The organism is Gordonia malaquae (assembly GCF_037148075.1).
GTDB classification, from domain to species: Bacteria; Actinomycetota; Actinomycetes; order Mycobacteriales; family Mycobacteriaceae; genus Gordonia; species Gordonia malaquae.
The window spans coordinates 435,485-448,010 of sequence record NZ_JBBCUB010000002.1 but is presented as its reverse complement, the minus strand read 5'-3'; the positions used below and the strand labels follow the sequence as shown (position 1 = coordinate 448,010).

The window sequence follows — 12,526 nt, the reverse complement described above, 5'->3', positions numbered from 1 at the left end:
CGGATCAGAGGCCGGATGCGGCGGCGTGGTCCAGGAACCAGACGGTGCCCTCGGTGCCGCGTGCTCCTGCACACGGCCAGTCGTCGCGTGACGCGCCGTCGTGTGCGGCGGCGACGGCCTCGGCCTTCTCCGCTCCCGACACCAGGAACCACACCTCGCGGGAAGCGTTGATCACCGGGAACGTCAACGTCAACCGGGCAGGCGGAGGCTTCGGCGAGTCGGTGACAGCCACCACGGGGAGGACGTTCTCCGCGGTCGCAGCCGTGTGCGGGAACAGCGAATTGACGTGCCCTTCGCCGCCCATGCCGAGAAGGTGAACGTCGAAGACGGTGTCGTTCCCGATCAAGCGAGCGTAGTCACGTGCGGCCGCGGCGATGTCGTCGCCGAACTCTCCGTCGGACGGCGCCATCACGTGCACGCGAGACGGATCGACGGCCACGTGATTGAGAAGCGCGTCGAAGGCCTGCCCAGAGTTGCGCTCCGGATGGGTTGCCGGCACGAACCGGTCATCGCCCCAGTAGATCTCCACGCGCGACCAGCAGATGTCGCCGGAGTCCGCGGCGAGTGCCTTGAGCAGTCCGATGCCGTTGCTCCCGCCGGTCAGCGCGACCGAGGCCACGCCGCGGGCCTCCTGCGCACGGACCACGAGATCGACAAAACGAGCGCGCGCCGTCTCGATCAGTTCGGCGGACGATTCGAAGACCAGAGTCTCGGGTGCGGTCACAGCGTCTCCTCGTATTCGACTGCGGGCAGACCGTGGAGGGCCGCCTCGTACACTTCGTCTGCGTCGAGGCTGCGGAGCTCTTCCGCGAGACACTCCGCAGTGGTGCGGCGCGAGAACGCCGCTCGGCCGTCGGGGTGGCCGGTGCTGCGCAGCACCCCGCCGCCTGATTCGTTGACAGACACCTCCAGTTCGCCGTTCTCGCGCAGAAGCCGGACGCCGAGGCGACCGGGTGTGCGGACGACCCTGGTCTTGAGCGCGTGGGCGAGCCAACCCGCGAAGATGTCCAGGCCCGGCATGTCGAACGGTCCGCTGACTTCGGCAGACACGACACGAGTATGCGGAGGTCGGTCGAGCGCCGACACCAGCATTGCCCGCCACGGCGTGATCGCCGACCACGACAGGTCGGTGTCGCCTGGATGATAGCCGGCGCGTCTGGCGAGGAGGAATGCGTTCGGGTCCGACGACTGGCGGGCGTCGGTGATGCGTCGCGAGGCGAGGCGACCGAGACGGTCCTTCGACGGGTCCTCCGGAGCACGGCCCGGCCACCACGTGACAACGGGGGTGTCCGGCAGCAGGAACGGCGTAACCACGGCGTGGGGATGCTCGGCGAGTGGACCCGACAACGTCAGCAGGACCACCTCTGACGCGCCTGCGTCACCGCCGACGCGGATCTGGGCGTCGAGTCGGGCGGCGACGTCCCGATCGGCACGGCACACGACGATCACGCGACACGGGTGCTCACGGCTGGCGGCGTTCGATGCGGACACGGCGGCTTCGGTGTCGTCGGTCGCGTCGACGTCGATGATCAGGGTGAGGACACGGCCCAGCGTGACGGCCCCGCCGCTGCTGCGCATACGCACCAGCTTCTTGCTGATCTCGGTGGTGTCGGTGTCCGGCAGATCGACGATCATCGGGCTTCCCTCGCGTCCTGCACTGTCACGGTCGCCTCCAGATACGGCCCGTCCGGCTCATCATCTCGTCGGCCGACGTCGGGCCCCAGGTGCCCGACTCGTACTCGTCCGGTGTTCCGGACGCCGCCCACTCGGCGAGCACCGGGTCGAGGATGTCCCAACTCAGCTCCACCTCCTCGTTGACCGGAAACAGCGACGGCTCGCCGAGGAGGACGTCGAGCAGCAGACGCTCATACGCCTCGGGTGAGGACACGGTGAACGCGCCGCCGTAACTGAAGTCCATGTTGACGTCGCGCACCTCCATGCCGCTACCCGGAACCTTCGACCCGAACCGCAGCGTGACGCCTTCGTCCGGTTGCACTCGGATGACGAGAGCGTTCTGGCCGAGCTCCGCTGTCATCGTGTCGTCGAACGGCAGATGCGGCGCTCGCTTGAAGACGAGTGCGATCTCGGTGACCCGTCGGCCGAGACGTTTTCCTGTGCGCAGGTAAAAGGGGACGCCGGCCCACCTGCGAGTGTCGACTTCGAGGGCGATGGCCGCGAACGTCTCGGTGGTCGAGTCCGCGGCGAAACCGTCTTCGTCTTTGAGCCCGACGACCTGTTCGGATCCCTGCCAACCGGGGCCGTATTGACCGCGGGCGGAGTTCTCCGAGATCGGGAGGATGTTGCGGGTCGACTGGAGGACCTTGATCTTCTCGGTCTGGAGATGTCGCGGAGAGAACGAGACCGGCTCCTCCATCGCGACCAGCGCGAGAAGCTGCAGAAGATGGTTCTGGATGACGTCTCGGGCCGCGCCGATGCCGTCGTAGTATCCGGCTCGACCGCCGAGACCGATGTCCTCGGCCATCGTGATCTGGACATGGTCCACGTAGTGGGAACTCCACAGCGGATCGAACAGTTGGTTCGCGAAGCGCAGGGCCAGGATGTTCTGGACCGTCTCCTTGCCGAGATAGTGGTCGATGCGGAACACCGACTCCTCGGGGAACACACTGTTCACGAGCTCGTTCAGTCCGACTGCGGATTCGTGGTCGTGACCGAACGGCTTCTCGATCACCACTCGACGCCAGCTGTCGCCCGAAGGGTCGGCCATGCCGGTTCGCCGAAGCTGGCTCAGCACGACGGGGAACGCCTTCGGCGGGATCGACAGGTAGTACGCGTGATTCCCATCGGTCCCGCGGGACGCGTCGAGGTCCGCGAGAGTCCGCTGCAGTTCGGCGAACGCCTCGTCGTCCTCGAAGGAGCCCGCGACGAACCGGATGCCTTCGGCGAGTCGCTCCCACACCTCCTCGCGGAACCCGGTGCGGCAATTGGCCTCCACCGCCTCACGCACCAGTGTGGTGAAGTCCTTGTCGGCCCAATCCCGACGGGCGAAGCCGACGAGGGCGAAACTCGGCGGGAGGAGCCCACGATTCGCGAGGTCGTAGATCGCGGGCATCAACTTGCGACGGGCCAGGTCGCCCGTCACACCGAAGATCACCAGCGCCGACGGCCCCGCGATTCGCGGGAGACGGCGATCGTGCGGATCCCGCAGGGGATTGGTCCACTCGGGTTTCACCGCACGCGGCATACTCGCCCTTTCGCCCGTCGTATCCGTATCGCTTCTAGCGTGCCGCGTCGAGCTGCTGCGACGTCGCCGTCAGGAGTTCATCCCACGCCTGCTCGAACTTCTCGACGCCTTCGGTCTCGAGGACCGCGAACACGTCGTCGAGGTCCACTCCGACACCGCGCAGCGCGGCGAACACTTCGCGGGAGCTGCCTTCGAGTCCGACGATCGACTCGTTGTTGACCCAACCGTGATCGGCGTACGCCTCGAGGGTCTTGCCGGGAACCGTGTTGACGGTGTTCGGCGCGACCAGTTCGCTGACGTACAGGGTGTCGGGGTAGTCGGCGTTCTTGGTGCCCGTGGAGGCCCACAGCGGACGCTGGGGAAGCGCGCCGTGCGCCTGCAGGTCCGGGAAACGCGTCTCGGTCTCGAAGACCTCTTGGTAGGCGGCGTACGCGAGGCGCGCATTCGCCAGACCGGCCTTGCCACGCAGCTCGAGCGCCTCCGGGGTGCCGATGGCGTTCAAGCGGTTGTCGATCTCCGAGTCGACACGTGAGACGAAGAACGACGCGACCGACGCGATCTTGCCTGCGTCGTGCCCGTTGCGCAGGGCGCGGTCGAGGCCGTCCAGGTACGCGTCCATCACCTCGCGGTAGCGCTCCACCGAGAAGATCAGGGTCACGTTGACGCTGATGCCCTGCGCGATCACGTCGGCGATCGCCGGAACGCCCGCCGCGGTGGCCGGGATCTTGATCAGCACGTTGGGCCGGTCGACGAGTTTCCAGAGCTCGGCGGCCTGCTCGACGGTCTCCGCGGTCTTGTTCGCGAGGCGGGGATCGACCTCGATCGACACGCGGCCGTCGAGACCGTCGGTGGCCTCGAAGATCGGCGCGAACACGTCGCAGGCGTTACGGACGTCGTCGGTGGTCAGTGCGGTGATCGTGGCGTCTACGTCGGCGCCCGACTTGGCGAGCTCGGCGATCTGATCTGCGTACGCGCCGCCGCCGGACGAGATGGCGTTCTGGAAGATCGCCGGGTTGGTCGTCACACCCACGATGGAGCGGGTGTCGATCTGCTCCTGCAGACCCCCGGACGAGATCAGCGTGCGCGACAGGTCATCGAGCCAGACGGAGACGCCTGCCTCGGACAGTGAGGCGAGATTCGGGTTCTGAGTCATGGAGAAATCAGTGTCCTTCCGAGATCACTTGCCGAGGAGTCCGCGTGCGGCGGCGGCGACGGCCGTCGACGTGACGCCGAACTCCTCGTACAGCTTCTTGTAGGGGGCTGACGCGCCGTAGTGCTCGATCGAGACGATCGCGCCGCCGGCGACGATCGCATGCCACGGCATGGCGATGCCGGCTTCGACGGCCACACGTGGGACACCGGTCGGGAGGACCGACTCGCGGTAGTCCGCGTCCTGCTCGTCGAACCACTCGATGGACGGCATCGACACGACGCGGGCCTTGATGCCGTCGGCCGCGAGCGCGTCGCGTGCCTCGACGGCGAGGCTCACCTCGGAGCCGGTGCCGATCAGGATGACGTCCGGCGCGCCGTCGGCGTCGGCGAGGACGTAACCGCCCTTGGCGACACCTTCATACGACGTGCCCGCGAGGACCGGAACGTTCTGGCGCGTGAGAGCCAGGCCGACCGGGCGGTTCCGGCGAGTCAGGAGGTGACGCCAGGCGTGTGCGGTCTCATTGGCGTCGGCCGGGCGAACCACGTCGAGGTTCGGGATCGCGCGGAGTGCGGCCAGGTGCTCGATCGGCTGGTGCGTGGGGCCGTCCTCGCCGAGGCCGATCGAATCGTGCGTCCACACGTAGATCGGGTCGATCTCCATGAGCGCTGCGAGACGGACCGCGGGACGCATGTAGTCGGCGAACTGCAGGAACGTTCCGCCGTACGCGCGCGTCGGGCCGTGCAGGACGATGCCCGACAGGATCGAGCCCATCGCGTGTTCACGGATGCCGAAGTGCAGAGTCCGGCCATAGGGCTCGGCGTTCCACGTCGACGTCGAGATCGACGCGGGGCCGAAGGACTTGGCGCCGTCCATCGTCGTGTTGTTCGAGCCCGCGAGGTCCGCCGAACCGCCCCACAGCTCGGGAAGGATCGGTGCGAGTGCCGAGAGCACCTTGCCCGACGCCGACCGCGTGGCCACATCCTTGTCGCCGGCCTCCCACGCGGGGAGAGCTTCGGTCCAGCCCTCGGGCAGTTCGTGCGCGAACAGGCGGTCGAACAGTTCCTTGCGCTCGGGGTTGCTCGTGGCCCAGGCGTCGAAGCCCTTCTGCCACTCGGCGCGGACTGCGGCCGCCCGTCCCACGAGTCCGCGGGTGTGCTTGATGACGTCGTCGGCGACGTCGAAGTTCTTCTCCGGGTCGAAGCCCACGGCCGCCTTCGTCGCGGCGACCTCATCGGCGCCGAGTGCACTGCCGTGCGAGGCGCCGGTGTTCATCTTGGTCGGCGCCGGGAACGCGATGATGGTGCGGACCCGGATGATGGACGGCTTGTCGGTGACCGCCTTGGCGGCTTCGACGGCCGCCTCGAGGGCTGCGACGTCCTCGCCGCCCTCCACGGTCTGGACGTGCCAGCCGTACGCCTCGTAGCGCTTGGCGACGTCCTCGGTGAGGGCGATCTGAGTGTCGTCTTCGATCGAGATCTGATTGTCGTCGTAGAAGACGATCAGGTTGCCGAGCTGCTGCGTGCCCGCGAGCGACGACGCCTCCGAGGTGACGCCCTCCTCGATGTCGCCGTCGGAGGCGATCACGTAGACGTAGTGATCGAAGGGGCTCTCGCCTGCCGGAGCGTCCGGGTCGAACAGACCGCGCTCACGACGCGCCGCCATCGCCATGCCGACGGAGGACGCGAGGCCCTGGCCGAGCGGGCCGGTGGTGATCTCGACGCCTGCGGTGTGGCGGAACTCGGGGTGACCCGGCGTCAGCGAGCCCCATGTGCGCAGTGCGACGAGGTCGTCGAGTTCGAGGCCGAAACCGCCGAGGTACAGCTGGATGTACTGGGTGAGGCTCGAGTGCCCGCAGGAGAGGACGAACCGGTCGCGGCCCACCCACGCCGGATCGGCGGGGTCGTGGCGCATGACGCGCTGGTACAGGGTGTAGGCGAGGGGAGCGAGGCTCATCGCGGTGCCGGGGTGGCCGCTGCCGCAGTTCTGGACCGCGTCGGCGGCGAGGATGCGGGCCGTGTCGACAGCCTTGGTGTCCACATCGGTCCAGTCGGCGGGGTGAACCGGTCGGGTCAGTGCGCGGATCTCGTCGGTGATGGCCACGATCGTGGAGTCTCCTGTGGGTCGATGCTGGTGCTCGTCTTCTACGAAGACGATTCTCGTCGTCCAGCCTAGCGGGGCGAGCGCGCTGTGCGTACGACACCACTGTGCACGGTTGTGTGGCGGTCGTCGCACCCCCGCGCGCCCGATTCCCTCCGTGATGATCGCCCGGTCTACCATCGCTTGTAGTAGTGGTCGGCGTGTGACGCGACCTGATGTGGTCGCGACCGTGAGGAGTATGTGGTGAAGACGTCCGAGAGCGCTGGTGTCGACGCGCCGTCGTCAACCGGATGGGGACGAGTCCGCACCACGATTCTCGCGTACATCGCGCTGACGAAGCCTCGCGTGATCGAGCTCCTCCTCGTCTCGACGATCCCGGTGATGCTGCAAGCACAGCGTGGACATGTCGACATCCGGTTGATTCTGGTCACCGTCGTCGGCGGTTGGCTCGGAGCGGCGAGTGCGAACAGTCTGAACATGGTCGCCGACGCCGACATCGATCAGAAGATGAAGCGCACCCAGAAGCGTCCGCTCGCCCGCAAGGCCGTCCCGATCCGGAACGTCTTGATCTTCGGCATCGTGCTGGCCTTCGCGTCGTTCGCCGTCCTGTACTTCGGGACCGCCGACGCCGACGGCAACCGATCGTTCCTGCCGTCGATCCTCGTGTGGATCACCATCGCGTTCTACGTCTTCGTGTACACGCTGATCCTGAAGCGTCGCACCTGGCAGAACGTCATCTGGGGCGGCGCCGCAGGCTGCATGCCGGCCCTGGTCGGTTGGGCCGCGGTGACGCACTCGTTGAACTGGCAGCCGTTCGTGCTGTTCCTCGTCGTCTTCTTCTGGACGCCGCCGCACACGTGGGCGCTCGCGATGCGGTACCGCGAGGATTACCGCGCAGCAGGCGTTCCGATGCTCCCGGTTATCGCGTCCGACGAGAAGGTCACCTTCCAGATGCTCGTGTACACGGTGCTCACCGTGATCACGTCGCTGTTCCTCATTCCGCCGTCGAGCTGGATCTACCTGGTCGTCGCCATCGCGTCCGGCGTCTGGTTCACCTGGTGGGTCGCGAAGCTGTACGTCCAGACGCGTGCCGGCGTGGAACTCAAGCCCCTGAAGATCTTCTTGGTCTCCAACGAGTACCTCGCACTCCTGTTCTGCGGTCTCGCCGTCGACGCCGTGATCAACCTCCCGACGATCTCGAGCTACTTCTCCTAGTCCTCAACCCGCCTCACACGATTGGCGAGTGAGCATGCGCATCCCGAAACCACAGGCCACTGTCGGTATCGCTGTCTTTGTGACACTCGTTGCGTTCGCCGTCGCAGCTATCGCAGACACGCTGCTTGTACGCCTCTTCGCAGTCGTGCTCGGCGCGGTGGCCGCGATCGTGCTCGTCAGGTCCGCGGGTCGCCGATCGACACGTGCGGGCGCCGCAGGCGTATTCCTTGTCCCCGTCGTCATGCTCGGTCTCGGAACCACCGTCGTCGGTGCGCTGACGGATGGGTCTGGCACTCCCTCGTATCAAGAGTCCGCCGACGACACGACGGCGCGAGCCGATCTCGTCGAGGATCCGAACGCCAGACTTCGGGCGGCGTTCGACAAGGCGGACGAACTGGTGCCCGGCGGCTCAGGCCACGTCCAGTTGATCGACCTGGACGAGGATTCGACACGCGTCGTCGTATTGGACCCGAACACAGGCCAGCAGGTGACCGCCAACGAAACGTCATCGGGATGGAGCGACCCGACCCGTGATTCGGCGAGCGACCGAAACACGTTCGGCCGCGCAGACACCGCACGACTGGATCTGTCCTCCGCCCAGAAGAAGGTCGGGGATGCCGCGCGCCGGATGAAGATCGACCTGTCCGAACGCAACTCGTCGGACGGCATCGAGATCAGCCAGCGCTACCAAGACAAGAAGCTGATCGCGACCTTCACGGTGGGGGGCTCCGAGATCGAGGTCGACATGGCCGGTGGGCTCCCCGACACGCTCGACGCGGGATCGTTCGACACGGTGGTCGATTCGATGACCCGGGTCATGACGACGAACGGTTTGGATCCGCGGAAGCGAACACTGTCCGACGCCGACTTCAAGTCGTCTCTCGAGACCGCGTACTTCCCCGGCGCCGGATCGGTCGGCCACTACGGCGGATTCGTTCTGAGTTTCGATTCCGGGCCGGTTGCGCGCATTGAGGTTGTTCCTGGCGCATTTCCCGTCGTCACTTCGGCGGAGTCCGACTCTCGGCCCTCATCTGGAGCCTTCGCCCTCAGCGCGGTCACGATGAAACTCCTCACAACGATTCGGGACGACGTCGTCGAGCGGTTTCACGCGCCCGCCTACGACAGGCAAGCGGTCGGGTTCGAGATCGAGCGGGAGCGCGACGACACCCTCGACGAGTACGTCCCGCTCATCACGCTGAGCGTGGGGCCGAGTTCGGCGGAGGCGCAGGCCGTCTGCAACCTCCGCGGCGTCGAGGTTCCGAAGAACTGAGCAGTCGCCGGTGGTCGCCGGCTTCGATTTCCGTCTGGGCCCTCCCGAGGTATGGGCGCACGGGTATGCGCTCGTGAAGTGCAGGTTCAGCGGGGGACCGTGTGAGGGCTCTGCCGCGGAATATGCTGATCGGGTGAGCATGCCCTCTCCGAAGCCTGCGGTCGCTGTAGCCGTCGCCGTCATCGTCGCTTTAGGTGCGTTCTCCCTCGCGTCGCTGGCCGACTCGCTCGCGCTTCGACTGGTCGTTGTGGTCGCCGGCGCGGTGACCGTCGTCTGGCTGGTCCGGTCGGCGAGCGCGCATTCCGACGCCGCGGGCCTCACCGGAATCGCTGTGGTTCCGATCGTCATGCTCGCCGTCGGTACCACTGTCGTCACGATTGCATCGTCCTCGACGGACTCTTTCGGTGCTGACCCGCCACCGGCGGGCGCGGACGACACCTCAGTCCTCGAGTTGGTCGCCGACGCCGACACGCGGCTGCGTGCGGGTCTCGACCATGCGGACGCGATGATCCCCGGAGGTTCGGCGCATCTCCTGGCCGTCGACCTGCGGGGTGACGACGCGATCAGCGTCACGGTCCTCAATCCCACGAACGGAAAGCGGATGTACGCATCTACGTCGTCGGCCGGGTGGAGTGAGGTGTCGACGTCGGCGGCGTACACCCGTGTCACCTTCAGCAGGGCCGACCTCGCGCGGCTCAACCTCGCGGACGCATCACGAAAGGTCGAGGCCGCCGCACGGAAGATCGGCGTAGACGACGAACATCAGTCGTCGTCTCCCGGCATCATGATCGCGCCGCGGTCCAGGCCCGACAACAAGGTCGTCGCGACGTTCACCGTCAGCAGCGACCTGGGCATCGAGGTCGACCTGAACGGAGACCTTCCCGATACCGTGGACGCCGGGTCCATGGACACCATGCTCGACGCGGCGAGTCGAGCTCTCAAGGCCAACCGGGTCCCGCTTCATCAACGGACTCTGCGTGAGCTGCAGTTCATGTCCTTAGCGGACGGCGCGAGCAGCATCTCGGCGACATCGGTCCAGAACAGTGGCGGAGTGGAACTTGAATTCGACACCGGACCGGTCAGCGAAATCACGCTCGTCCCCGGCTCGTTTCCGGCTGTGAGACCGCCTGCCGAATGGGCTCGCCTACAGGACACTTCGTTCGCCTTCTCATCGATCACGACCGACCTGCTCAATCGGATCAGGGATGACGCCATGAAGCGGTTCCGTTCACCCGCCTACGACCGCGAGGTCGTCGCGGTAAGAGTCGGCCATGCACCTGGTACTGACCGCGATGAGGGGACAACCGTCACCATTCGAGTGGGCCCGAGTTCGGCGGACGCAGCCGCGATCTACACGATGACCGGCGAGCACCTTCGTGACGGGACTTGGTGAAGCGGGTCAGGCTTCGATCGCGAGTTGAACACGGGTTGCGAGTTCTTCGCTGATCTTCGGGACTGCTGACACCACGCCGCGGTTTGTGAGTCGGTCGACGGTCGTGATGACCTGGCCGAGATAGGAAGCTCGTTCCTGGCCAGTCGTGCCATCGGCGTGCCGCAGCAGTTTCAACGCGCGTCGGCAGTCCCGCGCGTCGGGCTCGGCGAGTTGATCGGTGCCTGTGGTGCGTGCGAAACGGTCGGCCTTCGTCCAGGCGCTACGGAGGATGTCGACGGCGTCCGCGTAGTCCTGTGCGTCGGATGGATCAGCCGGGTATGCGTCGGACTGGAGCCCTCCGGCGAGGTCGAGCGCATCGTGGAAGTCCATCACGGGTTGCGCGCTTAGGTCCCACAGTGCGGGGTATTGCAGAAGCATCGCCGGGTCGAGTTCATATGCGCCGTATGCGCTCAGAACTGCGCTGTGGTGTTTGCAGGCCGCTGTCCACCGGCTCTTCAATGCGACGGCTGGATCGACCTTCGTTGTCGGACTGGCTGGGCGAGCATGCGTGGTCGGTGCGCTACGGGGCTTGGTCGCTTGTGCTGCGGTGACCGCGACCGAGGTGAATGACGGCATTGCGAGAGCGGCCAGGAGTGCACCCAGGAGCAAGGCGTATGAGACGATCTGGCCTTCCGGCGGGAAGGGGCGAAGCACCGTCAGGATCAGTATTCCGAAGGCAGCAGCAGCCGCAGCGGTGATCCGGCGGGGGCCGAGGCCGCTCACGGGATCAGCGCCGTCGCGCCGGTGGTGGACCGGGCCTCGAGTGCGCGGTGAGCGTCGGCGGCGTCGGCGAGTGCGAATGTCTGGCCCACGTCGATGTGCAGGACGCCGTCGGCGATGGCGCCGAAGAACTCGTCTGCGCGCCACGCGAACTCGGCCGGGTCGGAGATGAAGTACTGCAGCGACGGGCGTGTCACCGACAGTGAGCCGCCGCGATTGAGCCGCTGCAGGTCGAATGGCGGGACGGGGCCGCTCGCGGCGCCGAACAAGACGACGGTCCCGCGGACGGCGGTCGCGTCGAGAGATGCGTCAAATGTGGACGCACCCACACCGTCGTAGACCACGGATGCGCCGCGTCCATCGGTCAGCTCCCGCATGCGGTCGGCGATCGGGTCGTCGTACCTCAGGACATGTGCCGCGCCTGCCTTGCGGGACAACTCGGCCTTCGCATCGGACGAGACGGTGGTGACCACCGTGATACCGCGCGCAGCTGCCCACTCGGTGAGAATCAGACCGACGCCACCGGCGCCCGCATGAACGAGGACAGTGTCGCCCGACGTCGGACGAGCACTGCCGTCGAGGAGATAGTGGGCGGTGAGACCCCGTAGGAGAGCGGACCCTGCGACGTCGAACGGCACGCCGTCGGGGACGTGCAGTGCGTCGACCGCGGGCACAGCCACCTGTTCCGCGTAGGAGGACACGACGTCACACCATGCGACACGATCGCCGACCGCGAATCCAGTGACGTTCGACCCGACCCTGGACACGATCCCGGATCCCTCGAAGCCTGGAATGTACGGCGGCTCGGAGGGATACACGCCTTCTCTCAGATACGTGTCGATGAAGTTGACGCCGGCTGCTTTCACATCCACCAGAAGATCGTCGGGGCCGGCCGTGGGAGAGGTGACGTCGACACTCGTCAGAACGTCGGGACCGCCGTGACGGGACACATGGATCGCGCGCATGGATCCATTTTGGCACGCCGGTATGATCACCCGTATGAGTGATGATTCCGCAGTGGCGACGACCGTGACCGCACCGGCCGACGTGGTCGGTTCCATCCGAAAGTACGTCGCAGCCGAGGGCGGCTCGGCCAAGGCCGTCCTCCAGGCGGCAGGCGACGCAGGCGTTCGGATCACCCTGGTCGGCGGCTCGAACGGTGTCCTCGGCGACCGTGTGGTCCGCGACATGGCGACGGCCGAAGCTGTGATCGACGCCGTCGAGGGGCTCGAGAAGGCCGAGTGGGACCGCGACCTGACGTCGTCCGCGACTGTCAGTCCGTCGCACTGGCGCAAGATGGCAGGCTGGGTGGCAGGCCAGAAGCGTTTCCCGAAGGCACGTAACCGCAAGATCGTCGACTGACGCCGCACCTGCCGACAAACGCTCCTTTCAACGACAAACGCTCCCTTCGCGAAGGGAGCGTTTGTCGTTGAAAGG

11 protein-coding genes are annotated in these 12,526 nt (G+C 66.6%); 4 read left to right on the top strand and 7 right to left on the bottom strand.

What is annotated here, in order from left to right:
- Positions 1-4: 4 nt before the first annotated feature.
- From pgl to tkt, 5 genes are read right to left on the bottom strand one after another with little or no spacing between them, the layout of a single operon-like run.
- Positions 5-724: a 6-phosphogluconolactonase gene (gene pgl / locus WFK36_RS09120; protein WP_336791410.1), complete on the bottom strand. Its 720-nt coding sequence runs from the start codon at positions 722-724 to the stop codon at positions 5-7.
- A complete protein-coding gene (locus WFK36_RS09115) occupies positions 721-1,635 on the bottom strand; it encodes a glucose-6-phosphate dehydrogenase assembly protein OpcA (protein WP_336791409.1) in 915 nt (304 codons plus the stop codon). Before WFK36_RS09115 ends, pgl begins: the two co-directional genes overlap by 4 nt.
- Positions 1,636-1,660: 25 nt before the next feature.
- Positions 1,661-3,202 (bottom strand): glucose-6-phosphate dehydrogenase, encoded by a 1,542-nt coding sequence (gene zwf, locus WFK36_RS09110; protein ID WP_336791408.1) that lies wholly within the window; start codon positions 3,200-3,202, stop codon positions 1,661-1,663.
- A gap of 34 nt (positions 3,203-3,236) precedes the next feature.
- A complete protein-coding gene (tal, locus tag WFK36_RS09105; protein ID WP_336791407.1) occupies positions 3,237-4,355 on the bottom strand; it encodes a transaldolase in 1,119 nt (372 codons plus the stop codon).
- Positions 4,356-4,379: 24 nt separating this feature from the next.
- Entirely contained in the window at positions 4,380-6,455 is a 2,076-nt protein-coding gene (gene tkt / locus WFK36_RS09100) for a transketolase (RefSeq protein ID WP_336791406.1), read from the bottom strand.
- A gap of 240 nt (positions 6,456-6,695) precedes the next feature.
- Between tkt and WFK36_RS09095 the strand changes: the two genes are divergently transcribed.
- The 3 genes from WFK36_RS09095 (at position 6,696) to WFK36_RS09085 (ending at position 10,330) form a co-directional block, all read left to right on the top strand.
- A complete protein-coding gene (locus WFK36_RS09095) occupies positions 6,696-7,667 on the top strand; it encodes a heme o synthase (RefSeq protein WP_336791405.1) in 972 nt (323 codons plus the stop codon).
- Positions 7,668-7,695: 28 nt separating this feature from the next.
- On the top strand, positions 7,696-8,937 hold the full coding sequence (locus WFK36_RS09090) for a hypothetical protein (protein ID WP_336791404.1): 1,242 nt from the start codon (positions 7,696-7,698) through the stop codon (positions 8,935-8,937).
- 133 nt (positions 8,938-9,070) lie between these two features.
- The gene (locus WFK36_RS09085) at positions 9,071-10,330 is read left to right on the top strand and encodes a hypothetical protein (RefSeq protein ID WP_336791403.1); all 1,260 of its coding nucleotides are present in this window, start codon (positions 9,071-9,073) and stop codon (positions 10,328-10,330) included.
- 6 nt (positions 10,331-10,336) lie between these two features.
- On the opposite strand, the gene WFK36_RS09080 is transcribed toward WFK36_RS09085, so the two are convergent.
- Both WFK36_RS09080 and WFK36_RS09075 read right to left on the bottom strand, forming a co-directional pair.
- Entirely contained in the window at positions 10,337-11,092 is a 756-nt protein-coding gene (locus WFK36_RS09080; RefSeq protein ID WP_336791402.1) for a hypothetical protein, read from the bottom strand.
- Positions 11,089-12,054: a quinone oxidoreductase family protein gene (locus WFK36_RS09075; protein WP_336791401.1), complete on the bottom strand. Its 966-nt coding sequence runs from the start codon at positions 12,052-12,054 to the stop codon at positions 11,089-11,091. The genes WFK36_RS09080 and WFK36_RS09075 overlap by 4 nt, the downstream gene beginning before the upstream one ends.
- Before the next feature lie 34 nt (positions 12,055-12,088).
- Between WFK36_RS09075 and WFK36_RS09070 the strand changes: the two genes are divergently transcribed.
- A complete protein-coding gene (locus tag WFK36_RS09070; RefSeq protein ID WP_373278337.1) occupies positions 12,089-12,451 on the top strand; it encodes a hypothetical protein in 363 nt (120 codons plus the stop codon).
- Positions 12,452-12,526: the final 75 nt, after the last annotated feature.